We start from the raw sequence: 23,279 nt of genomic DNA, 5'->3' as shown, positions 1-23,279 counted from the left end.
GCATCAAAGGTGAAATATGCAAAACCGATGTCGCGAATCTCGTGTTGTCATCGGGCAAGTGAAGGTTGCGTCCAGAGAAGTGGTGTACGGGTTCGACCTGATCCGGGGGTTTGCTCCGGCGTCGGGATGAGGCCCGCATAGATGAACGGCCACCGGCTGATCTTCGCGATGTCGAAGCTCGAAGGAGATCAGCACGATGACCGCACCCGACAGTCTGCCCCTGCACGCCCTCGCCGAGGACAATCTCGCCGCGGCGAGTCCCGATCTGCTGCGCGCGATGGTCAAGACGTTCGCCGACGCCCTCATGTCCGCCGAGGCCGACGCGCTCTGCAACGCCGAATACGGGCAGGTCAGCGACGAGCGAGTCAACCACCGGAACGGATACCGCCCGCGCGAGTGGGACACGAGAGCGGGCACCGTCGAACTCGCCATCCCCAAGCTGCGGTCCGGGAGTTACTTTCCGCACTGGCTGCTGGAACGCCGCCGGCGGGCCGAGCAGGCCCTCATCTCGGTGGTCGCCACCGCCTACCTGCTGGGCGTGAGCACCCGCCGAGACGAGAAGCTGGCCGAGTCCCTCGGGGTGACCCAGCTGTCGAAGTCCCAGGTCAGCGCGATGGCCCAGCACCTGGACGAGCAGGTCTCCGCGTTCCGCAACCGGCCTCTGGACCAAGGGCCTTACGCGTTCGTCTGGGTCGACGCGCTGACCCAGAAGGTCCGCGAGGGCGGCCGGATCATCAACGTCCACGCGCTGATCGCGGTCGGCGTCAACGCCGATGGCCACCGCGAGATCCTCGGCCTGGACGTGGCCACCGCCGAGGACGGCGCCGGCTGGCTGGCGTTCCTGCGCTCGCTAATCGCCCGCGGCCTGTCCGGCGTCCAACTGGTCATCTCCGACGCGCACATGGGCCTGGTCAACTCGATCGGCGCCACCCTGCCCGGGGCGGGCTGGCAGCGATGCCGTACTCACTACGCCCGCGCGCTGCCTTCCCAGGTGCCCAAGTCGGCCCAGCCGTGGGTGGCCACGCTGCTGCGGACCGTATTCGAACAGCCCGATGCCGACGCCGTCCAGGCCCAGATGAGGCATGTGCTGGACGCCCTGGAGGCCAAGTTCCCCAAGGCCGCATCCCACTTGGACGCCGCTCAGGGCGACGTGCTGGCCTTCACGGCGTTCCCGCGCGAGAGCTGGCGGCAGATCTGGTCGAACAATCCGCAGGAACGCCTCAACAAGGTGATCCGATGCCGCACCGACGTGGTCGGTATCTTCCCCGACCGAGCTGCCCTGATCCGCCTGGTCGGCGCGGTCCCGGCCGAGCAGAACGACGAATGGACCGAAGCCCGCCGCTACATGGGACTCGACCTGCTGGCCAAGGCCCGCCTCCACCCGATCGAGTCAGAAACCGACGACACCGTCCTGCCCACCGAACCCACCGCATAGCCTCAAATACGAGATCACCGAGTGGCCGTCGATACACCACTCCAGCGGACGTGACCCAAGTGAAGAGCCGCGGCGAACGCCTCTCCGCGGCAGGGCGGTTGCAAAGTTTGGTGATCTTGGGTTGATGCTGGTCAGTTGAGTCCGAGGAGTGTCAGCGGTCGTTCGAAGGGGCGGAGGGCCATCTCCCGCAGTCCGGCCGCGATGTTGGTGTGGCCGGCGGCGCGGAGCTGGTTGATGGCGAAGCTACGGAGGGCGGCCATGTTCTCCGGGCGGTGTCCGGTACGGATCTTGGAGGCGGTGTCGCGTACACCCTCCCCCTCGCCGTAGGACAGAAGCTCCCCCCAACGACCAGCTGGCCCTTGCAAACTCCCAGCTCAGACCGCCCTCCTTCTGCTACGCGCGCCGCCGGGGGCGCCATTTCTCAGCTCGCCTCCGGGAGGGCTTTTTTGCTGGTCAGAGCATGTGCAGTCCCACTCAGAAGAGCGTCAGACCACCCCGTAGTGATCGCGGGGAGGGTCCGGCCCTGTCCGGCTGTCACCGGGTTTTCGCGGGTGGCTGCGGTGAACACGCGGAGAAGTTCTCCGGGGGACGCTCAGCCCTCCATCGGGAGCTCCGGCAGGTCCCCTTGGGCCTCCATCCGGCGCTTGAGCTCGGGGAGCTGCCCCTCAATGCAGCCTGCGTAGAAGGCAAGCAGGACAGCAACGCTGTTGCCTGCCCAGTAGGCGACCTGCGCCGGTGGGATGCCGTCGTTGAGCCACTTCGTCAGCCGCGTGTGCCGGATGTGTCAATCCCCTCGCAGCGTGGAGACGCTATGCGGCCAGTCCCTCGGTGAGGGTGGCTCGGTAGTCACGTTCGTAGTCGATCGGGCTCTTGAACCCGCATACGCTGTGTAGCCGCCTGGCGTTGTAGAAGTCGGTGATCCAGGTGGCGATCCGGATCCGGGCCTCGGCGCGGGTGCGGAAAGTGTGTCGGTGGACGTACTCGACCTTGAGCACGCTGTTGAACGCCTCGCTCACGGCGTTGTCGAAGCAAGATCCGACTCTGCCCATGGACTGGGTCACGCCCAGGCGCCGACAGGCCCGGCGAAAGCGTCGCGAGCAGTACTCGCTGCCCCTGTCCGTGTGCATGATCACGCCACGGACGTCGCCGACCCGGGTGGCCGCGGCCATGTTGAGTGAGGCCACCACCGGCTCGGCGTCGCGGCGGATGCCCATCGCGTAGCCGAGCAGGCGTCGCGAGAACAGGTCGATCACCGTGGCGAGGTAGAGCTTGCCCTCTCCGGTGTCGATCTCGGTGATATCGCCCGCCCAGACGAGATCGGGCTCCTCGGCGGTGAAGTCCCGGCGCACGAAGTCCGCGACCGCCGGCCGCTTGCCCGGCCTGGTCAGCGACCGGCGGCGACGCACCTTCCGGCCGGCCACCCCGAGTTCGGCCATGACCTTCGCGACCGTGTTCACCGACACCCGCCAGCCTCTGCGCACCAGCTCGATGAACACCTTCGGCGAGCCATAGGTGCCGCCCGAGCCGTGGAAGATCTCTTCGATCTCCTCGGCCAGCTGCTGCCGGCGCAGCTCCCGCGCTGTGGGCGGACGATCCCGCCACTTGTAGAACCACGACTCGGACACCCCCAGCGCCCGGCAGGCGGTGCGGTAGGGAATCATCTCCTCGGCCTTGCAGTCGCTGATCACCCGGACCGCGACGGCCGGGTCCGCCTCAGCTACTTCACCCACAAGGCCACGAATCGCTTGCACACATCACGCTCCATCTCCAACTCGCGGATGCGCTTGTCCTTCTCCCTGGCCTCGGCCCGCAACCGCTCCAGCTCCAAGCGTTCGCTCTCCCGCAGACGACCGCCGGGCGACGGCTCGGCCACCGGCCGATCCGACGACGGCGACCCATTGCGCCGCGCCCGCGACACCCAGCTGTGCAACGTCCCCGGGTGGATACCCAGATCCTCAGCCACCTCCGGAATCGGCTTCCCGGTCTCCGTCACGATCCGTACCGCCCCCTCGCGGAACTCGGCGTCGTAGAGGCGCTTCTTAGAGGACGTTCCGGTTGAAGACGGGATAGTTCATGGATTGTGCCAAGTTATAGGCGTTTCGCCGGTTGCTCGTCTCGCGAGGTTGGAGATCATCGCGAGGCGGATCATGCTCTCGGAGTGGGCGGGTTTGGTCTCGTAGTCCCGGGCGAGGCGGCGGTGCATCATGATCCAACCAAAACTTCGCTCTACTACCCAGCGCCTGGCGATCACCGAGAATCCCTTGACTTGCGGGTTCCTCGGGACGACGTCGACATCGATACCGAGGGCGGCGCCGTGCTCGATGGCCTGGGTCTTGTAGCCCGTGTCGACCCACGCCTTGGTGATCGTGGGGTGGTCGGCGGCGATCTGGGTGAGGAGTTGCTTGCCGGCCTCGTTGTCGGAGACGCTGGCGGCCGTCACCACGACCAGCAGTAACAGGCCGAGGGTGTCGACGACGATGCTGAGCTTGCGGCCCACGATCTTCTTGCCGGCGTCGGTGCCCTGGGTGTCGGTGGGCATGCTGGGTGCAGTCTTGACGCTCTGGGCGTCGATGACGCAGGCGGTGGGCTCGGCGGTACGTCCTTCCTGCTCACGGACCATCCGGTGCAGGTGAAGGCCGAGTTTCTCGATGGTGCCATCCGCGGTCCAGGTGCTGAAGTAGCCGAACACGGTGGTGTGCGGCGGGAAGTCGTGCGGCAGGTAGCGCCAGGGGACGCCGGTCCGGTTGAGGAAGAGGATCGCGTTCATGACTTCCCGCAGGTCAGTAACCTTTCCGCCGAGATGGAGCGAGGTCTTCTGCCGCTCGGCCCGCCAGGCCGTCAAGGTCGGCTCCATCAGCGCCCAGCGGGCATCGGACAGATCGCTCGGGTACGGCTCGCGCTGCTGCGAAGAGGTCATGGAACCACTCATGCACGAGGTCCCTAACCGGGCATATCGCTCGATCGGGCGAGGCAAAAGCCGACTTCAGGGGCGTATTCGAACCGGACAGAAGCTATCGGCAGTAACTGGGGTAAAGCGCAAGATCAGGTGTGCTTCAACTGAAGAGACATATCGCTCGTTCTGCCTGTACATGGCGAATCCCGGCGCGACCCAACTACCCCAAAACCGCGCATAGATGACACGAACGTCCTCTCAGGACCTGTATCAGCAAGCCACACTGTGGCGGGACCAGCCGAGCGTACGCGAGTATGGCGAGGAGCTCCGCGCCTGGAGCTCCCAACCAGCCGCCCTGGCCATGTCGCACTCCAGGGCCATGTGATGCCGAAGGAGCGCGCCGCGTGCCCCTGCTCAGCGCCGATCCCGCCGCGTTTCCCGCCGATCCCCCCTGGGATCTGGACGACGTCGCGAGCATCGCGGCACAGGACTGGAGCGCCTTCAGCACGCTGACGGAGATGACCGACCACTGGTCGCGGCCGGGCTGGCCCGACGGCGCCAGGGCGTACTACTGGATGCTGACGTTCCCCGACGCGTCGGCGCTCTCCGGCCTGGCATCGCGCTGCCAGGAGGCGCTGGCCCCGCTCGGGCTCGATCCGGTCCCGGCCGAGGACGGGCTTCATACAACGCTCGCTCGGGTCGGAGGCCGCGACGTTGTCACCCCTGAGCAGTTGACCTCCCTCACCCGAACTGCGGGGCAGCTTCTGCCCAGTGCCTTCACGCTGCGGGCCGTGCCGCTGGCCGGCTCCCGGGGCGCCGTTCGCTTCTCCGTCAGCCCGTGGGGACCGCTCGTACGACTCCACGCCGCATTGGTGCAGGCCGGGCGGGCCGAGGGGATCGCACCGTCGAAGCGAACGGCACTCTTCCGACCCCATCTCAGCATCGCCTACAACAACCGACGGCGTGATGCCCGCCCGGTCGTGAGCGCCGTCGCCTCCCTGCGCTCCCTGCCCACCGTCGGCGTCAGCGTCGCCGACGTGCAGCTCGTGGAGCTGCGGCGCGACGGAGTCACGTACCGGTGGGACGTCATGGAGAGCCTTCCGCTCACGGCGCCGGATTTCGCGGCGCAGGTACGACCGTAGCCCTCTCCAGCAGAGCGACCTCGGCGACTACGGCCTTGCCGTCCGACATGGGCCAGACCCGCCACGTGGTGACGAGGGCAGAGACGAGCCGGAGACCCCGGCCGTTCTCCGCGACATCAAGCGACGGAGACTCAGCCAGCAGTCGCAGGCGAACGGCGTCGGTGTTCTTGTCGCCGTCATGGACCCAGAGCACAGCGGTGTCTTCGTAGACGTCCATCGCCATGCCGGTCGGCCCACTCCGTGTGTGCAGCAGTGCGTTGGTGACCAACTCGACGGCGACGAGCGCCGTCTCCTCGACACGCGTGTCGGCCGTACGACCGCCCAGGGCGTCGCGCACCTGCTCGCGGGTGAGGACAAGCGGTTCTTCGGAATCCCGCAGGTTCACCCAGCGGTGTTGGACACGTTCGTCCGCGAAGTCATGCTTCGTGACCTGGCCCGTTCGTGAGCGGAGCACTGTCTGCCTCATTCCCGGTAGCTGACAACGGGCTCCACCAGCATCGGGACACGTGAGACGCATCGGTATGACGTCGGTCCGCCGGTTCTCCGTCGTTGCGCACGAGACAAATGGCGGCCGAACGGCGGACCGACGGCGTATCCCCGCGCTGTCCACCTCGCGATCGTCTTCGTGGGCCGTGACGCGGCGCCTCCTCCCCTAGGGCGGCGAAGCGGTTCCCCGCCCCGTGCCGGTCGGCCCCGGACCTGCTTCCCGGCCGGCACGGGCCCCTCGTCCATCCGTTCAGAGGAGGTCATTCGTGACCAGCAAGCCCCCGCACGCGGGGAGCATGTCCGCCCCCGAGCTGATGCTCTTCGACCTGGACGGCGTCCTGATCGACTCCGCCGACAATGCGGGCAGCCTGGGAGGCGGCGACCATTCAGGTCGGGGTTCAGGTCCCCTTCAAGGCGTACGTCAAGCACCTCGGCAGGCCGTTCCAGGACTTCCTGATGCTGCTGGGCCTGAAGAACACCGAGCGGTTCACCACGGCATACGAGACCGCGGCCATCGGCTCCTCCCATCACTCGCAGCCGTTCCCCGGCGTCGAGCAGGCCCTGCGGGACATCGCCGCGACGGGTTGCAGGCTCGGGGTCGTGACGTCCAAGTCCGTCGCTCGCGCACGGACGTTGGTGGAGAGCCTCGACGTTCCGTTCGCTGTCCTCCGTGCCCCGGGCCTGGGGCGCGGCAAGCCGTCCCCCGACGCGTTGCTGTTGGCACTAGTCGAGTGCGGGAACTGATCCCGGCGACGCGCTGTACGTCGGTGACATGCCGTCGACCAGGAAGCGGCGCGGCGGGCCGGGGTGCGCTATGCGCACCCCGGCTGGGGATACGGCTCACCCACGGAGCAGCTGCCGCTCATCCTCGAGGAGCCGGCCCAACTGGTCGGCTTGGTCCGCGAGAACCCAGCGAAGGGTTCGGCATGAGTGCGAATGCCCTGGACCGCGAGGTCTACGCGCTGATGACCGCTCTGGAGGACGGGTATGCGGGCGTGGAAGTCACCCCGGGCGGGGTGAGTTGGCTCCGCGTCCACCACGTTCCGATTCGCCGACTGGTCATGCGATTGGTGCGGCGCCTGCAGACGATGCGTGAGCCCGTGTCCCCCGTCCACAGAGAGCAGCCGCTTGTCGCCGCCCGCGAGAGCGCCTCGATCGGCTACGTCTCATACGACGTGACCGACGCCGGAGTCGCGTACACGCTGGGGTTACGAGACGACGACCCTAAGGACGACGTCCACGGCACCGAACCCGAGGTCGCGCGGCAGCCGTCCAGGATGTTCCGTACGCAACTGTGCGCCATCTCGTGGTCGTCCCGCCACGCGGAGACGTTGCTCCCCGTGCTCGTAGAGTTGGCCGAGCGAGGAATCACCACCACGGTCGTGGACGCGTCCACGGAGTCATCACAGCGCTTTCCCGAGCCGCATACGCCGGGGATCTTGGTCGTGCGGCTTCCCGAGGCGATCTTCGCTCACAACGGCGCACCGCCGTTCCGGCACCTGGGCGCACTTCTGGACGGTCCAACCGTGCCGGTTGGCCAGCACGAGATGTCGCTCGGCCGTCTGGCTCAACTCGTCTCATACGTCCTTGTGCGAAGTACTGACTGCACCCAGCCGTCTTGGGCAGCCGCCTTCATGGCCGAGTGCTGGCTCCACGGAGCTCTCACAGCTCTCCGGCCCGACGTGCTCCTGTGCAGCAACGACACCAGCCCCCTCGGCGTCCTCGCCGTCGCCGCGGCCGACCGTATCGGGGCGAGCACCGTCTACGTCCAGCACGAGACTGGGTGGATGGACAGGTCAGTTGGCCGGCGCAGGCCGCCACATCGCCGTTATGGGCTCTCGTGACGTACTCACCGCGCACACCTGGACCCGGCGAGCCGACGCCCGCACGCACATCGTGGGCCAGCCCCACTTCGACACGCTCGCGGACATCGACCGCGCTCAACAACGCGCCTACCTGAACGGTCTGTTGGCGGGACGGGCAGGCGCCGAGCCACCAACGAGCTTGCGCCGTTCGATCACGTCCCGCAGGGTGGGCACCACTGCGCCGACCGTCGCCGCCTCGCGCAGGTCGCTCCACTTCACCTCGACCTCGATGGTCGCCCGGTCAGCGCGGAGCATGCGCCAGTGCACCGTCTGTTGGTGCTGACAATGACGTCGGTGGGCGCGTCCTACGGTTCGGTGGAGGTCGCGACGGTGGCGTACGCCGACGCACACCACCACAAGGCGCTCTCCGGCCTGCCGGCCGGGCGTGTACGCGCTCGGCTCGGGCCTGTCGGGCGCGGTCTTCTGCGCGATCAGGCCGCGGGGCGGCGATCACGCGGCGGTTGCCGGTCGACGCCTGCGCGATGGCGGTGACGACCGTACCGCTCTGTTCGCGCCGAAGCTCGCGGTGCTAGCGGGGATGCTTTTCGTGGCGGGCATGTCCATTGCGCCGACCGTGATCATCACGATGGGGCTGGTGGGCAACTTGGCGCCGGCCGCCCGGCTCACCGAGAGCATCACCTGGACCGTCTCGGGCCTCTCCGTCGGGGTGGCGATGGGCTACGCCACGTCAGGATGGGTGGTCAACGCCGCGGGGGCCTCGGCGGTTACCGGGTGCGGCGGCTTTGCTCGCCGCCTCGACGGTCTCCCTCGCCCTGCCACGGCTGATCCGCGTCGGAGCGCGGCCGGGCCTGCCCGGCAACGGCGTCGGCACCCGCGTGTCATGTGGGCGGCGCACGCCCGCGCCCGGATCGCTGCCCCCCGACTCGACCCGGACGCCCATCCGTACGTCGCGGCCGGGCCCATGCGGCAAACATCATCATGCTCTCGAAGGACTAGCCGGGATTCCGAGAACATCCGCTCCAACAGCGAACACTCCCGACATATTCGCCACGGCTCGCCACGGTTCGCCACCTCTTCCACGCCGGAAAAGTATCCACAAGTATGAACATGCCAGGCCCGACCACCCTGGCTGTCGGGGGACCTGAGCCCAGCCCCGCGCGGGCAATCGGATCCGAAGGGACAGCCATGCACTCAGTCACCCGTAAGGCCATGGAATGGCTGGCAGCCGCCGCGACCGACCCGCGCGCCTGCAAGCAGCAGTGGCACGGCGGGACCGGGATCGCGGTGCTGGCCTGCGGGCGGTTCTGGGACGTGCTGAGCGTGCCGGAGGAACTGGGCATGCCGGCGCTCGACACCCTGCTGTGCATTCCGCAGCCGCCCGGTCCTGCGCTCGCGGACAATGCCGCCCGCCGGGTGGCCTTCTTCCTGCCGCCGGACCCCGACGGCCGCTGGGTCGGTTCCGGCATCCGCTATGCGGGCAGAGGCTCGTGGATCGCGGTGCCGGCGCCGCATCGGGCCGGAGGGCGGCTGCGCTGGCTGGTCCCGCCCAACGGCACCGGTGCGCTGTTCGTGCCCGCAGCAGTGGAACAGGCCCTTCAGGTGGCCCTCGGAGGAATGGCCGCGCAGCGCGGCACGAGGCAACGGTGCCCGGCGTGCGACACGCCCACCCGAGGGTCGGTATCCGCAACAACGGTCTCTCGACGGCCCGTTCCCACTGATCCGGGCGCGGCAGAGGAGCGGAGCGCCGACGCTGCCGGTTCAGAGCAGGACTGACGAGGGTGAGATGGTCGGCCGAAACTCCCCTGCACTGGGGGCCGTCCGGCCTCCGGCCGGCCACTCCCTGACGAGAACGGCGCAGGTGGGCTGAGGCCACTGGAACCCACCCGCGCCTCCTGCAGCACGCGCCTGCCCAGGCGCAGTGCCATGGGCAGGGCCGCCGAGGTTACGCGTCACGACTGGCCATCGGCGCAGTGGCCGCGTCGGCCTTGGCCGTAGACCGGGACGAGGACACGGCGTACCAGAGTGGCCGTCAGAGCCGCGCGCGTCCGCCTCAAGATGCCTCGGACGCATGACACGCCCCCGTCCTCCTTGACCAGGGCGTGGCGCAATGCGCGCTCCCCTCGTTGCCCGCCATATGAGGAACGAAACGATCCCCCAGCCGCCGCTGCGCGGGTGCGGAATCGACACTGCTGTGGTCCGTGAAGGCTGCCCTTGCTCCGTCCGCCAGGCCCCGCGACCGCGATGGCCGCAGTCCAACGCGCAGGTGCTCCACACCACCCTGATCAGCCTTGCGTGTGTCCTGACCGCGGCGGCCGTGGCGGTCACCCTGCGGTCATGAAGGGGAGGGCACCCGCGCCCAGGCCGGGCCGGGACAGCCGTTCCTCGTGGATGCTCCCGCACGCCGCCCGCCCTGACACGCCGTACGCCAATACCAGTACGGCGGATCCGCGTGGCCCGTACCGCTGTTCGTCGCCGCTTCGATCGTCCCGGTCATCGCCGTGTCCGTCACCGGAGCAACGCGGCACAAGCGACAGGACCCCCGGCACCCCTCAAAGACATTCGCACCCGAAATGGTGGTTCGATGTCCTGGAGCGTGTGCAACTCCCCGTCCGACGGAGTACTCGGGTGAATACTAGAGGTCATGCTCCATGTTCTCCACCCATCTACTGCCGCGTCACCCAACGTGCGCGCATCCGGGTTTCACGTACTTGTCGTGTGCACCGGCAACCTCTATCGCTCCCCTCTCGCCGAGTGTCTGCTCAGGCAACGGCTGTGCGAGGCTCGGCAAGCGATCCAACTGAGCAGTGCGGGCACCGGGGCCGCCCCGGGTACGCCCATGCCGATCACGGCAGCGTCCTTCCTCCGCGAGCGCGGCGCGGATCCCTCTGGGATGAGCTCCCGCCAGCTGACGAAGGAGCTGGTCGAGAACTCGGATCTGGTACTGGGGGCCGCGACGGAGCATCGCGAGGCCGCTGTGCGACTCTCTCCCGTATGGGCGTTGGCCCGCGCTTTCACCCTCTGCGAGTTCGCCCGGCTGGTGCGCGCAGAGGACGCAGCGGGCGTGGCGGATCCGGCTGCACGGTTCGTGTCTCTCGTCCGGGGCGCGGCCGCTCGACGTGGTGCTGCGTCGGCGCACCCCGGTGATGACGACATCGAAGACCCTCTTGGCGCTCCTCCCCAAGAGTTGGGGGAGCGCCTTGCACAGATCGAGGATGTAGTGGATCGGATCGCCGCGGCTGTACGGACCGGATGATGTCCTCCCCCACGCCTCGGATCCGAGCAGTACGCGCCTCGGATCCGAGCAGTACGGGACCGACCCGCACTCTCTCAGAGATCCGGCCGGTGCGCGCACGACGCCGGAGCATCTCTGCCCGTCATCGCACGGACCGATTCCGTGTCAGCAGGACGATTCATCGCGGAGAGCCGCAGTCGGTGCCGGGGCCTGGTTCGTCGATGCGGACGTGTCAGGGTGATCTGGCGTACGAGTTGCTGAAAACATGCCAGAGCGGCGCAACTCGGCAGAGCGGCCGCGGCGGCGTCAGTGATGCTTCCGCCTGCGTGGACGACACACAGGAGTACCGCCACGGAGGTGAACAGCAGAACCACCACCCAGGAGTGGATGGCGCGACATCGGTGCAGCGTGGCACGGAGGATCGACAGAGCGGCCACGAGCCAAGGGCCGTAAACCAGCAGCGGCCACCAGGAAGCGGCGCCGCTCCGCGTGTGGAAAACGGCGATTTGCCGCAGAGGCTCATAGGTGGCCATGCCGCCGAATACGCTCACCATTGATGTGACGACCATGGCCAACGCGGCGATCAGGTAACTGAGGGTGCGCAGACCGCTGACACGCCTGGGTTCACGCAGCTTCCGATGGCTCCGGGGAACCGCCGTCAGTGGCGGCAGTTCGGCCGTGATGTCCTGCAGGTTCCTCAAGGGACTACCCGGAGGCGGGGTGGTTGCCGGCACCTCGTCGGGGACCGGGGGCGCGGTGGAGGCACGCTCGCCGGCCAAGGCGTCCTGGAGCATGTAGGCGAGTTCCTCGGCCGGATCCCATGCCGGGTCCGGCGGCACCAGGGGTGCCTGGAACACTCCGGCCGCGCCGCGGTGCCGACCGGTCACCCCCGTGTCGAACGGGTCGAGGTGATCGGCGTAATACCCCGAGTGGTGGACGATGCGCTCGTCGTTCATGGCAGCTTGATCAATCGGCCCGAGGAGACGCGCCTTGACTCTCCAAGGTGCCCCAGCGTTGGACAAGATCAGCTTCCAGCCGCGCCACGGTATCCAGAAACCTCTGCAACAGCGGTTCGGTGACCTGCAGCGCGACGGGCAGTCCCTCTTTACTGAGGGTGCCGTTGGCGCTGGGCGCCGAGTACGCCGAGGATGGCGTGTAGAGGTAAGGACCCATCATCACCGCATGCCCCCCGGTCAGGCACGTCTGGTCCTCGCGAGACGTGAACAGCCTGAAATTCCTTGCCCTAGTCATACCCGAATAACGCCGCCTCTTCCCCTTGGATGCGCGGCAAACGGGTGACGCAATGCGGGGATAAGTATCTTATCCAGAGGACATTCCACCATGTACCACTGCTGTGCGAAAAGCGTATTATGACGACTACCTCTGGTCATTCCTGGTGGGCCCGGGCGGGCGAAGGGAATTCACCGGCACCGGCGACACCCGGCTCGCGGTGCAGGGGGTGCGTGTTTCTTTCCAGCACATCGATCATGCGGCGACGCCGACGCAACTCAAGGACGTCGACTCGCCACATCCGACCCAGCGAATGCGCCCCCATGAGGGATCCCATGGTGCAGACAGAACCACAGACCAGCAATACCCAAACAGCGGTGCCCCACACGGCATTTCCCTCCGTCATCCCTGGCGGCTGCGCCTCGTATCTCCGCAAGCGGTGCCACGTACGAGGAATTCGCATCACGCGAATAACGCGGGAATTTAAGCAAGGTAACGGAAGAGATACGAAACGCCCCGCAGGGACTAACGGGATGACTGGCCTTACATCCCACATATGTACCTGCGGTCTGGAAATCGCGTTTCAGCACGGAGTCGGCCGCGCACAGACAGCGGCGGCCGACAGTCGACACCTTTCCCTGCGCCATGGAGCGGGCGCAGGGAAAGGTCCGTTACTGTCGGCCGTCACACAGGTGCTTCCGCAGGCGTCTCAGCCACAAGACGAACTCGCGCCGGTCAGCTGTTCTTCACCCGCCGGGTGAGGAAGATCGCCCCGCCACCGAGCAGGAGCAGTCCGGCAGCGCCGCCCAGCAGGACGGCCGAGCGCTCCCCACCGGTGTTGGCCAGGTGCGGCTTGCCGTGGTTGTCGTGCCCAGGCTTGCCGCCGTGGTCACCGCCGTGGTCACCGTCAGGCTTGCCGCCCGGGTCGTGGCCAGGCTTGCCGCCCGGGTCGTGGCCGGGATCGCCCGGGTCGTGGCCGGGATCGCCGCCCTCCACGGTGATCTCCTCCGAGAGGGTGAGGTCCGGGTCCTCCGCCCTGACGATGAAGAGGTGCTCGCCCGATTTGGTCTTCTCGGGAATAGTGACGGTTCCCTCCACCACGCCCGTCGCGTCGGCCGTGAAGTTGCCCAGCACGACGATCTTGGATGCGAGGTCTACTTCCGCCTCCTGGCCCGGCTGGAAACCCGTTGCCGTGAAGTCGATGTCGTCTCCCGCATCGACCACGGTGGAGCTGAGGGTCAGGCTCGGGGGCGGGGGTGGGTACTGGGCATAGGCGGGCTGGGCCCCCAGCACTGGTACAGCGGTCAGGACAGCGGAGGCTGCTGTGGCCGCCAGGGCGGCACGCCATTTCGATGACGCCGTCATCGCATTTTCACGCTCCTCTGGTGGGATCAGGCCGACGCCATGGTGCGACCCGTGAGTACGGTATATGCATGTATGGCATCTAAAAACGTCAGATAACGCCTGTTGCTGGATAAGAGACCATCTGGCGCACGAAGATCACCGGATCGACGTCGGGACGTCCGGAAACGCAAGGGTCCGTGAGGCACCTGCTGCCGCGTCGAGTTGCCTGCTTCGCACTCCTCAGGAGGGTCGCCGGATGCCCTGCCCGTGCCCCAACGACTCTGCCGCCAGGCCGAATTCGAGCTGTTCGGCAGGACTCTCCTACCTGGAGGAGCAGAGGGTCTTGTGGCGGCGGTGGACGGCATCACAGGGCGGCCGCCGGGCCAGTTCGATCTGACGTACCGATTGCTGAAAACCGGTCAGCGCCGCGATGGCGGGGAGTGCCGCGGCACAGACGCCGGGGAGGGTCCGCGGCGCCCGAGTGATGCACAGCACGAGGGCCGCGGCGGAGAGGAACAACACGACGCACCAGGAGTGTGCGGAGCGATGCCGGTGCAGAGTGGCCTGCAGGATCGAAAGGGAGGCGACCATCCAGGGCCCGTACACCAGCAGCGGCCACCAGTTGTTCGCACCGAAGCGGACAGAGCCCGCGGTCACCGCCTCGCGCAACGGGTCGTAGGCGACGATGCCGCTGAACACACTGGCCATGGCGGCGATGACGGTCGCCACCGCGGCGATCAGCAAGCCGACGATCCGCGACAGCGGCGGCAGTTCTCCGCCACCGCAGATGTGGCGGTGGCCCGAAGGGCATGTGCGCAAGTCCGCCCGCTGCAGCTTCTCGCGGACGTGACCGCTGGGAGGTTCGCCGGGAAACCGTCCGTCACACATGGCAGCCCCGCCAAATCCGCGTCCTGTGCGCGGCGGAGAGCTCGGCGGGGTCCGAGCCGGGCTGCGCGGTCGTCATACACCCCACAACGAAGTCGCCTGTGACCCAGGTGCGCGGCATCCGAGTGACAGGAGCATCGTGCACCCGCGCGACACCGACGATCTCGCTGCTCTCGTAGGAACCGGCCTACGGGGCCACACGGCTGACAGATGGTCGGAAAATCCCGCATCGCCGTACGTGGAGGTGTTGCGGCCCCTCACGCACCTGCAAGCTCTAGGAACCACTGGGAGCCGGACATCCGGCACGAAAGCGCCGGCCCGGCTCGGCACCAATGCAATCGAGAAAGGTCCGGGATGCCCAAAACCTTTGGTGTAACTCTCCTCGCCCTGGCGGCCTTGGCGGCCGGCACGCCAGGCGCCGTCGCAGACTCGGCCGCAGCAGGGTTCCCGTCGGCGGCCACGGCCTCCGACAAGGCCGGCAGGATTCCCGGCCGGTACATCGTGACGCTCAGGCAGACCGCCACCGACAGAAGGGAGGACATGGAGGAAGCGGTGACGGAGGCGAGCGAGCACGCCTCCGACATGGGCGCCGTCGTGCACCACGTCTATCGCCATGCCCTCTACGGCTATGCGGCGTCGATGACCCCGCGCACCGCGGCCGCACTCGCCGACGAACCGCAGGTGCAGTCGGTGCAGCAGGACCGATGGGTCCGTGCCACGGCCCAGTCCGTCCCGACCGGTGTGAACCGAGTCGACGCCGACCTCAGCCCGACCGCGGCCATCAACGGCGTGGACCGGCGGGTCAACGCGGATGTCGCCGTGATCGACACCGGGATCGACGCGAGCCACCCGGATCTCAATGTGCACCGCTCCGGCGGTGTGAACTGCGCAACGCCCCTCCTCCCCCCGAACATCGACCTGAACGGCCACGGCACGCATGTGGCGGGCACCATCGGTGCCCTGGACAACCGCACAGGGGTCGTCGGGGTGGCACCGGGTGCGCGGCTGTGGTCGGTGCAGGTGCTCAACGCCGCCGGCATGGGAACCACCTCAAGCACCCTCTGTGGCATCGACTACGTCACCCAGCACGCCGACCAGATCGACGTGGCCAACATGAGCCTGGGTGGGTCCGGCACCGACGACGGCAACTGCGGCAGGACAAACGGAGACGCCATGCACCAGGCCATCTGTAACTCGGTCGCCAGGGGTGTCACCTACGCCGTGGCGGCCGGCAACGCCCATGCCGACGCCAGGAACACGGCGCCGGCCGCATACGACGAAGTGATCACCGTCAGCGCCCTGGCGGACTTCGACGGCAAGCCCGGCGGCCTGGCCAGGCCGACGTGCCGCGCCGACCGGGACGACACGTTCGCGGACTTCTCCAACTACGGCGCCGACGTGGACCTGATCGCTCCGGGCGTGTGCATCCGGTCGACCTACCCCAACGGTGGCTACGCCATCGCCTCCGGCACCTCCATGGCCGCTCCGCATGTGGCGGGCGGCGCGGCACTGTACCGGGCCACCCACCCCACCGCGTCACCCCAGACCGTCAAGTCGGCCCTGCAGAACGCGGGCAGCCTCAACTGGTCCTGGCCGTCGCAGGACGGGGACGCCGTCAAGGAGCGCCTCCTCAGGGTCTCTTCGTTCTGACGAGCTGTCAGAACGATGCCCACCTCGGCAGCGCACCTCGGCACCGGCGGAGGCGGACACGGCCCTGCCGTCTCCGAGGTGCGCTGCCGAATGTCGGCGTCACGCCCCTCGGGTCATTTCTCAGCCGCGAGATCCGCCACGCCGGCCTCCTTCTGCTGGGCCGACAAGCGGGGCGCGGGCAGTTCGCCGTACGCCCCGTACATCCCGTAGCGGTCGCCCTTGGGGGGCACAGTCATGTTGAAGACGGTGCCGAGCACACGGCCGCCCACGCGGTCCAGCGCCTCGACTGCGGTACGGACCTGGTCATGGTTGGTCTTCGAGGCCCGGACGACGAGCAGCGTGCCCTGGGCCAGCGGGGCGAGACCGATGGTGTCGGCGACCGGCAGCAGCGGCGCGGTGTCGACGATCACCACCTCGTAGGTGCTCGTGAGCTCGTCGAGGACCTCGCTCATGCGGGCCGAGGCGAGCAACTCGGTGGGGTTCGGCGGCATGGCGCCGCTGGCGAGCACCGCGAGTCGGTTGCTGGTCTGCTGCATCACCTCCTCGACCCGGGCCTGTCCGATGAGCACGGTGGTCAGTCCGGCGTCCTGGACGAGACCGAAGGTCTTGGCCACACACGGACGACGCAGATCGGCATCCACCAGACAGGTGGAGACGCCCGCCTCGGCGAGGGAGAGGGCCAGGTTCACCGAGGTGTTGGTCTTGCCCTCGCCGGGCAGTGAGCTGGTCACCATGATGATCCGGGGACGGTCGTCGATCTGGGCGAACTGCAGATTGGTGCGCAGCTTGCGGAAGGCCTCGGCGCGCTTGGAGTGAACGGCGGCGGTGATGAGCGGTTGTGCCGGTGCGCCCTTGTCGTACGGGATGGCCCCGAGTCCCGGCAGCCCCGTGAGCTCGCCGAGCGCCTGGCTGGTCTTGAACGTGGTGTCGAGGGTCTCGCGCAGGGCGACAAATCCGGCGCCGAGCAGTAGTCCGGCGAGCACTCCGGCGGCCAGGTTGATCAGCGGGCGCGGAGAGACGGGATCGGAGGGCGCGATCGCATGCTGGGTGACGCCCAGCGAGACCGGCGAGACAGGCTCGGGAGGTGTGCCGGGCTTGCGCCCCGGGCCCATCGGCTTGGGTGTCTCCAACCGCTCGACGACAGCGCTGAAACACGCCGCGACGGCATTGGCGATCTCTGCGGCACGCTTGGGGTCGGGATCCTGGACGGTGATGTTGATGAGCACGGTGTTGAGCGGGGCCTCGGCGGTGATCTGGGACGCCAATTCCTCCGGTGTTGTGCGCAGCCTCAGTTCACGCACCACGGGCCCGGTCACCTGGCGGGTCGACACGATGGCGGCGTACGACTGCACGCGCGCCTGCGAGAAGGTCTGTCCCTGACTGAGCTGAACGGTGTCCTCACCGGAGCGTGTGGCGACGAAGAGCTGAGTACTGGCCGCGTAGACGGGGGTGCTCAGGTTCGTGACAGCGAGCGCCGCCCCCACCGCGAGAACCAGACAGACCGCGACGGTCAGCCAGCGCCGGGCAAGAGCCTTCAGGAATCCGTGGAGATCCAAACTGCACCCCTCAAAAGACCGAGGGAAACCACCCAAAGGAGAGGTTTGTTCCCTATGTACACAGCTGAAGATAGGGGCTTGAACGTCTCGATCCCGGGAGCCACCCCAGTGTCGGCCCGACAAAACAGCTCTGGAGGCAGATTGGTCGAGCCTCTCGTCACAGCTCGATGTCGCTGCCATGGCGAAGCGAGTCGCACCATCCGGTGACTTTCGCGCACGCCACACCGTTCGGCAGCCGGACGCCGCATCCGTCCGTGCATCCATATTCGTCAACGACCGATGCCGCACCGCCTCGCCCGGACACGACCGAGGAGAGTGGAGAAGTGGAAATGGTGACCAGATCGGAACACGTACACGCCGTGATGGCGACGGCGTTGGGGGCGCTGCTCATCTGCTGCATGTCCTGCACAGCGAGGGACACGGCGGAATTCCACACGTCCGGTACGGCCGCCGAGAACCACGCCGACGGCACCCCGGCGCCCAAGTCGGCGTCCACGGACGCTGTGGAGCGGTTGCGGGTCAAGGTGCTTGAGGTCCTGCCGCACGATCCGCAGGCGTTCACCCAGGGACTGGAGATGGCCGGTGACACGCTGTACGAGGGAACCGGCCTGGCGGGGCGTTCCTCGGTCCGGGCAGGTCCGCCCGGCGGGCAACCCACGGCCCGCGTGGCGATGCCCGCGCCGTTGTTCGGCGAGGGGATCACCGTACTCGACCGGACGCTCTGGCAACTCACCTGGCGGAACGGGATCGCCGTCGAGCGCGATGCGACGACATTGAAGGAGGTAAGCCGCGTCCCGTACCCCGATGAGGGCTGGGGCGTGTGCCACCAGCGGTCCAAGAATCGACTGGTTACTAGCGACGGATCGTCCCGGCTGACGTTCCGGCACCCGAAGACGCTTGCGAAGGCAGGCCACATTCCCATTACCGAGAACGGACGACCGTTGGCCAAGCTGAACGAACTCGAGTGCGTCGGCGACGCCGTATACGCAAACGTCCTGTTCACCGAGCGGATCGTGCGCATCGATCCCGCCAGCGGTACGGTGACGGCCAGCATCGACGCCACCGGGCTGCTGCGCAAGGACGAAGCTGTGAACGGCTCCGTCCTGAACGGTATCGCGGCCGTCCCCGGCACCGACCAGTTTCTGATCACCGGCAAGTTCTGGCCCAAGATGTTCCGCGTCGTGTTCAAGGGCCCGGAGGCGGAGTGAACGCCACACCATCAGGTGACTTCGGGCAACACCTAACTGTCCGCCGGCCGGACACCCAGTTCGTCACTGTATCTATATCTCGGTCAAAGGCTATTGCCACACCGGCGCCTAGCCCGGAATCAACCGAGAAGAGTGCGGAGAATGACGACATCGCCGCGACGACGAGTTGCTCTGGTAACGACTGCCGGCCTCGTCCCCACGCCGCCGCATGTCTCACGGGGAGCGGCCACGGGCGGCAGCACAGTGCCCAGCACGCGTCGTCGCCACAGGTCATGACGGAGCAAAAGGTGCGTCCCGCGGTTCCACGGCATCCCGGACTCGCCTTGGGCGCCTTCCGCCTGCGCGGATCCTGCAGACGACGTTCAGTCCGGTACACGCTGCTGGCCGTCGCCGCGCTTTCCCTCGCCGGGGCGGCCTGGATCACGGTCACCGGCCTGCTCGCCCGCTCCGAACTGCTGAACGCGCAGCGAGATCTGGCGACACTTCGGCAATCCATCATGGGCTCACCGGGGAGTGCCACTCCGGCGAGCCCGGACAAGGCGATGCGGTCTGCGGCGGCCCATGCCGCCCGGGCCCACAAGCTCACCACCGGGCCTGCCTGGTACGCGGCTTCGCACGTACCGTTCCTGGGTCGGCCCTTGAGCACAGTTCGCGGCATCGCCCAGGCCGCCGACCAGGTGGCCGGTGACATTCTGCCACCGATGGTGCACCTTGCAGCGAAGCCGCCCGACGCTGCCCGCCGCGACGGGCTACCGGCCCTGCTGTCCACTCTCCGGGGCAGAGCCCCGGCTCTCGACCGCGCCGCGCAAGCTGCCTCCGACACACGCAGACTTGCCGACGGACTGCCTCCCACACCCTGGGTGCCAGGCGTCGATCGCGCGCGTACCCAGCTGATTTCTCAGCTCCATGGAATGGCCCCCGCCATGGCCGATGTGGCGGTGGCGGGCCGCGTGCTTCCACCCATGCTCGGAGCGGACGGCCCACGGCGCTACATCGTGGTGTTCCAGAACACCGCCGAATCCCGGGGCACCGGAGGTCTGCCCGGGGCCTTCACCGTACTGACAGCGCATCAGGGAAGGCTGCGGTTCGAGACGTTCGGCACCGACGGCATGCTCGTGGATGAGCGCCCCGACATCGACCTGGGAGCCGAGTACCGCAGGCGCTACGGTGCCATGAACCCCACCGGCACCTGGGCCAACTCCAATGTCAGCCCTCATTTCCCCTATGCGGCCCGCATCTGGGCGGCGATGTGGCGCGAACACAGCGGCCAGCGCGTGGACGGTGCGATCGCGCTCGATCCTAGCGCGATGGGGCGGCTTCTCCAGGCAACAGGCCCGGCCCGGCTGCCCGACGGAACGGCGGTCACCGCAGACAATGTAGTGGACCTCACCGAGCGAACCGCTTACGCCAGCTTCTCCGACAGCCGAGTACGCCAGGCATACCTCCTCGACGTCGCACGCGCCGCCGCCGCGACGCTCATCGGCACCCTGGACACTCCCGAACGGATGCCGGAGCTGCTCAGGGCGACCTACGACGTCGCGGGCGAAGGGCGCCTGCAAGTATGGAGCGCGCAGCCCCGGGAACAACGCCTCCTGCAGAGCCGACCCGTGGCCGGTGCCCTGCCGGCAAAGCCCGGACCGTTCGCCGGACTAGTGCTGATCAACGCCGCAGGCGGAAAGCTCGACTACTACCTCGACCGGGAACTGCACTGGATTCCCGGCCGATGCACCCGCCGCGGCCGACCCGTCATCGCACGGATCACACTCGCCAACCGGGCTCCCACATCAGGCCTCCCGCCCTATGTCACCCAGCGTGGCGACAAGCCGCCCTACCCCACCCGGCCGGGTGACAACCGGCTGCTCGTCTCCTACTACGCCAGCTCGCACGCACGGTTGACCCGCGCGACCCTGGACGGCCGCCCTGTCAACGTAGGCAGCGGCACCGAACGCGGCCATGCTGTTTTCACAGTGGATGTAGAACTGCCGGCGCAGCAGAGCCGCACGCTGAAGCTTCATCTCCTCGAGCCAATCAGTGACCAAACCCCGGTGCTGCTGCGCCAGCCACTGATCACGCCGCTTCGCGCCCGTGTGGATTCCTACCCCGCCTGCCGCGGCTGACGGAGACGCGTTTCTTCCGGCAGCCCGCACGGCCACTGCGATCCGCTTCACCGCCGGGTCGATCCCTACGAGGCCTTCCCACACCGCTGCGGAGGCGCACCGAGGGGGTCGTCGGCATCGTCCCCCCGCGCCAACCAGGCGAACGCAAGAGAGTGAACTCGCGGGAAAGCGCTGCTCGCGCTGGGCGTGCGCTCCAGGACAGATGACAAGGCATCAGCAATCCACTCGCCGACCCCCAGCAGGCCCGGGCTCTTCTCGGGTACCGCCTCGGGCCTTGAGGGCGCTGTAGTTCGGTGGTCTTGTGTATCGGGTAACTACCGTGTGTGCGGGCCGAGTTGCTGGAGGTCCCGTCGGCCGTGGCCGACCGGGAGTGGGCCGAGGAGTGGTCGGACCGGCTGGAGGACCTGCTCGTGGAGGTAGGGCACGTCTTCGGCCGGTGGGAGCTGCGGCTGCGGGCGCAGGCGTGCATCCGCGGGCTGCTGGCGCCGTTGTCGCGCAAGAACGGCTGGCAACTGTCCGAGTACGCGGCACCCTTCGCCGCTCTGTGCGGCGTCAGCCCGGTCGAGCAGTCCTCCGGAAAGACCCGGCGCCGACAGCTGAACCGCGGTGGCAACCGCCAGGCCAACGCTGCCCTCTACCGGATCGTTGTGACACGCATCCGCCGTGACGCACGCACCTGCGCCTACGTCGAGCGGCGGACGAAGCAGGGCATGTCGAAACGCGAGATCATCCGCTGCCTCAAACGCTACGTCGCCCGCGCGATCTACCGGCAGATCCACCCGGCGACAACCTCCGTCATCGCATCTTCTGCCACTTGACGCAACGTAGGGGCATCCTGAACGTGCATCTGGCCCAGGAGTTGGCCCACTTCGCCGCCGCCGACCTCACGCACCTCACCCGCGCGATCAAGCGGAAGCCGAAGAAGATCCAGTACCGTCCCCACCTGGTCGACGGCTGTCCGCCACCCACCGGTCTGACCATGGACGACGACGTGATCAGACCGCCGGACTACGCGAGTTCAACCTGAGTAAAACCGCGAGAAGTCTTATCGGTGGATCTCATGAGTCGATTGCCTGCCTAACTCGTCGCATATGCGGCAAGAACACGACACGCGGGTTCTTGCCCCACCCAAATCGAAAGATCAGTTAGCATGTCCCGCATGCACAAGAGATTGACTGACGACCTCACAGAGAAGAACCGAGACGGTTACTGGTTCGAGACGCTTCGATGTCCGGGCTGCCGTGCGCGGCTCCACGGAGATACCGCGCTGACCTGCAAAGGGTGCAGACGAACCTATCCTGTGCATGATGGGATCCCGCGGTTCGTTCCCGAGGACAACTACGGGAAATCTTTCGGATATCAATGGAATTTGCATCGGCTTACCCAGCTTGACTCGCATGTGGGGCTCCCCGTATCCAAAGATCGCCTGCTGCGGGAGAGCGGCTGGACCGCTGACGAACTTCGGGGCCGCGAAATTCTTGAATGCGGAAGCGGCGCCGGACGCTTCACTGAAGTGCTCTGCCAGACCGGCGCTGCCGTGACCTCCTTCGACCTCTCCAACGCGGTGGACGCCAACGCCGTGTCCAATGGCCGATTCGCCAACCTGCGGCTATTCCAGGCCAGCATCTACGACATGCCTCTGGCGGATGAATCATTCGACTACCTCGTCTGCCTCGGAGTCATCCAGCACACGCCTGACGTTGAGCGGGCCTTCAAGACGATCTTCCGTTACCTGCGTCCGGGTGGAAAGTTCTGCATCGACGTGTACGCAGCGATCGTCGCCTATCCGCATCTGCGCCAACTGCTCCGGCCCGTCACGAAGCGAATTCCACCCTCCAAGCTCTACAGCGTTGTCCAATCCATCACGCCACGACTGCTGCCAGTTTCCATGCGCCTCAGCGCAGTCCCATGGGTGGGCGACTACCTGGCCAGGCTGGTTCCGGTGGCTAATCACCGCCACCTCGGGTTGACTGATGCCGAAATCCTGCGGACCTGGTCGATCCTGGACACTTTCGACTGGCTCTCGCCCCAATTCGAGAGGCCCCAGCCGCGGCGCCGACTCGAGCGCTGGTGCAGGGACCTTCACCTGAGCGAATTCACTGTCGAGCGCATTCGCGGGCTCTATGTCGTCCGTGGAACGAAGTAGAACGCCGGGCAGGACAGGAGCCGCTGCGCCCACGCTGCTGGCGCCCTTCGGCCTCACTGATTGCACATTCACCGCCGACGCGTTGCACACCGCCCGCGAACAGGCCCGCTACCTGGTACCGGTAGTTCG

General features: G+C 67.4%; 21 protein-coding genes and 2 pseudogenes. 13 read left to right on the top strand and 10 right to left on the bottom strand.

The window, feature by feature from the left end; genetic code table 11:
- Positions 1–196: 196 nt before the first annotated feature.
- The gene (locus tag H4N64_RS36315; protein ID WP_186286857.1) at positions 197–1,435 is read left to right on the top strand and encodes an IS256 family transposase; all 1,239 of its coding nucleotides are present in this window, start codon (positions 197–199) and stop codon (positions 1,433–1,435) included.
- Between the two features lie 131 nt (positions 1,436–1,566).
- On the opposite strand, the gene H4N64_RS45875 is transcribed toward H4N64_RS36315, so the two are convergent.
- The 4 genes from H4N64_RS45875 to H4N64_RS36295 all read right to left on the bottom strand — a co-directional run bounded on the left by H4N64_RS45875 (position 1,567) and on the right by H4N64_RS36295 (position 4,352).
- Positions 1,567–1,695 carry a hypothetical protein gene (locus H4N64_RS45875; protein ID WP_260860187.1) on the bottom strand — a complete coding sequence of 43 codons (129 nt, stop codon included), beginning with the start codon at positions 1,693–1,695 and terminating at the stop codon, positions 1,567–1,569.
- 549 nt (positions 1,696–2,244) lie between these two features.
- Positions 2,245–3,165: an IS3 family transposase gene (locus tag H4N64_RS36305; protein WP_222109812.1), complete on the bottom strand. Its 921-nt coding sequence runs from the start codon at positions 3,163–3,165 to the stop codon at positions 2,245–2,247.
- The gene (locus H4N64_RS36300) at positions 3,153–3,503 is read right to left on the bottom strand and encodes a transposase (protein ID WP_186286872.1); all 351 of its coding nucleotides are present in this window, start codon (positions 3,501–3,503) and stop codon (positions 3,153–3,155) included. Before H4N64_RS36300 ends, H4N64_RS36305 begins: the two co-directional genes overlap by 13 nt.
- A 3-nt stretch (positions 3,504–3,506) precedes the next feature.
- Positions 3,507–4,352: an IS5 family transposase gene (locus tag H4N64_RS36295; RefSeq protein WP_186286856.1), complete on the bottom strand. Its 846-nt coding sequence runs from the start codon at positions 4,350–4,352 to the stop codon at positions 3,507–3,509.
- 380 nt (positions 4,353–4,732) lie between these two features.
- Between H4N64_RS36295 and H4N64_RS36290 the strand changes: the two genes are divergently transcribed.
- Positions 4,733–5,470: a 2'-5' RNA ligase family protein gene (locus H4N64_RS36290; RefSeq protein WP_336246900.1), complete on the top strand. Its 738-nt coding sequence runs from the start codon at positions 4,733–4,735 to the stop codon at positions 5,468–5,470.
- Here the strand turns inward: H4N64_RS36290 and H4N64_RS36285 are convergent.
- Positions 5,433–5,924, bottom strand: a complete 492-nt coding sequence (locus H4N64_RS36285; RefSeq protein WP_186286854.1) for an ATP-binding protein — start codon at positions 5,922–5,924, stop codon at positions 5,433–5,435. The two genes, H4N64_RS36290 and H4N64_RS36285, sit on opposite strands and share 38 nt — an antisense overlap.
- Before the next feature lie 389 nt (positions 5,925–6,313).
- Between H4N64_RS36285 and H4N64_RS36280 the strand changes: the two genes are divergently transcribed.
- Together H4N64_RS36280 and H4N64_RS36275 are read left to right on the top strand one after the other, a co-directional pair.
- Positions 6,314–6,700 (top strand): HAD family hydrolase, encoded by a 387-nt coding sequence (locus H4N64_RS36280; RefSeq protein ID WP_186286853.1) that lies wholly within the window; start codon positions 6,314–6,316, stop codon positions 6,698–6,700.
- A 182-nt stretch (positions 6,701–6,882) separates the two neighbouring features.
- Positions 6,883–7,800: a hypothetical protein gene (locus H4N64_RS36275; RefSeq protein ID WP_186286852.1), complete on the top strand. Its 918-nt coding sequence runs from the start codon at positions 6,883–6,885 to the stop codon at positions 7,798–7,800.
- Between the two features lie 108 nt (positions 7,801–7,908).
- Here the strand turns inward: H4N64_RS36275 and H4N64_RS36270 are convergent, their stop codons facing one another.
- A complete protein-coding gene (locus H4N64_RS36270; RefSeq protein ID WP_186286851.1) occupies positions 7,909–8,076 on the bottom strand; it encodes a hypothetical protein in 168 nt (55 codons plus the stop codon).
- A gap of 130 nt (positions 8,077–8,206) precedes the next feature.
- Here H4N64_RS36270 and H4N64_RS36265 point away from each other — a divergent pair, with 130 nt between their 5' ends.
- The 3 genes from H4N64_RS36265 (at position 8,207) to H4N64_RS36255 (ending at position 11,035) form a co-directional block, all read left to right on the top strand.
- Positions 8,207–8,887 (top strand): hypothetical protein, encoded by a 681-nt coding sequence (locus H4N64_RS36265; RefSeq protein WP_186286850.1) that lies wholly within the window; start codon positions 8,207–8,209, stop codon positions 8,885–8,887.
- Positions 8,888–8,967: 80 nt separating this feature from the next.
- Positions 8,968–9,555, top strand: coding sequence for a hypothetical protein (locus H4N64_RS36260; RefSeq protein ID WP_260860186.1), 588 nt, complete (start codon positions 8,968–8,970; stop codon positions 9,553–9,555).
- 868 nt (positions 9,556–10,423) lie between these two features.
- Positions 10,424–11,035 (top strand): arsenate reductase/protein-tyrosine-phosphatase family protein, encoded by a 612-nt coding sequence (locus tag H4N64_RS36255; RefSeq protein ID WP_186286849.1) that lies wholly within the window; start codon positions 10,424–10,426, stop codon positions 11,033–11,035.
- Positions 11,036–11,109: 74 nt separating this feature from the next.
- Here the strand turns inward: H4N64_RS36255 and H4N64_RS36250 are convergent, their stop codons facing one another.
- The 3 genes from H4N64_RS36250 to H4N64_RS36240 form a co-directional block, all read right to left on the bottom strand.
- Positions 11,110–11,970, bottom strand: coding sequence for a DUF2637 domain-containing protein (locus H4N64_RS36250; RefSeq protein ID WP_186286848.1), 861 nt, complete (start codon positions 11,968–11,970; stop codon positions 11,110–11,112).
- Positions 11,971–12,979: 1,009 nt separating this feature from the next.
- Positions 12,980–13,609, bottom strand: a complete 630-nt coding sequence (locus tag H4N64_RS36245; RefSeq protein WP_186286847.1) for an LPXTG cell wall anchor domain-containing protein — start codon at positions 13,607–13,609, stop codon at positions 12,980–12,982.
- Between the two features lie 300 nt (positions 13,610–13,909).
- Positions 13,910–14,407: a hypothetical protein gene (locus H4N64_RS36240; RefSeq protein WP_186286846.1), complete on the bottom strand. Its 498-nt coding sequence runs from the start codon at positions 14,405–14,407 to the stop codon at positions 13,910–13,912.
- 420 nt (positions 14,408–14,827) lie between these two features.
- Between H4N64_RS36240 and H4N64_RS36235 the strand changes: the two genes are divergently transcribed.
- Positions 14,828–16,123: a S8 family peptidase gene (locus H4N64_RS36235; protein WP_186286845.1), complete on the top strand. Its 1,296-nt coding sequence runs from the start codon at positions 14,828–14,830 to the stop codon at positions 16,121–16,123.
- Positions 16,124–16,236: 113 nt separating this feature from the next.
- Here the strand turns inward: H4N64_RS36235 and H4N64_RS36230 are convergent, their stop codons facing one another.
- Positions 16,237–17,679 (bottom strand): tyrosine-protein kinase domain-containing protein, encoded by a 1,443-nt coding sequence (locus tag H4N64_RS36230; RefSeq protein WP_186286844.1) that lies wholly within the window; start codon positions 17,677–17,679, stop codon positions 16,237–16,239.
- Between the two features lie 329 nt (positions 17,680–18,008).
- Here H4N64_RS36230 and H4N64_RS36225 point away from each other — a divergent pair, with 329 nt between their 5' ends.
- From H4N64_RS36225 to H4N64_RS36205, 5 genes and pseudogenes are all read left to right on the top strand, one after another.
- Positions 18,009–18,887, top strand: a complete 879-nt coding sequence (locus tag H4N64_RS36225; RefSeq protein ID WP_260860185.1) for a glutaminyl-peptide cyclotransferase — start codon at positions 18,009–18,011, stop codon at positions 18,885–18,887.
- Between the two features lie 272 nt (positions 18,888–19,159).
- Positions 19,160–21,004 carry a DUF4012 domain-containing protein gene (locus H4N64_RS36220; RefSeq protein WP_186286843.1) on the top strand — a complete coding sequence of 615 codons (1,845 nt, stop codon included), beginning with the start codon at positions 19,160–19,162 and terminating at the stop codon, positions 21,002–21,004.
- Between the two features lie 527 nt (positions 21,005–21,531).
- A pseudogene (locus H4N64_RS36215) lies at positions 21,532–21,822 on the top strand (transposase); the annotation flags it as partial.
- A 29-nt stretch (positions 21,823–21,851) separates the two neighbouring features.
- A pseudogene (locus tag H4N64_RS36210) lies at positions 21,852–22,031 on the top strand (IS630 family transposase); the annotation flags it as partial.
- 132 nt (positions 22,032–22,163) lie between these two features.
- A complete protein-coding gene (locus H4N64_RS36205) occupies positions 22,164–23,150 on the top strand; it encodes a methyltransferase domain-containing protein (RefSeq protein WP_186286842.1) in 987 nt (328 codons plus the stop codon).
- The last annotated feature ends 129 nt before the right edge of the window (positions 23,151–23,279 follow it).

Source organism: Streptomyces cupreus (assembly GCF_014257025.1).
GTDB classification, from domain to species: domain Bacteria; phylum Actinomycetota; class Actinomycetes; order Streptomycetales; family Streptomycetaceae; genus Streptomyces; species Streptomyces cupreus.
Note: the sequence above shows the minus strand (reverse complement) of the source record. Positions and strands in the feature narration are given on the sequence as shown.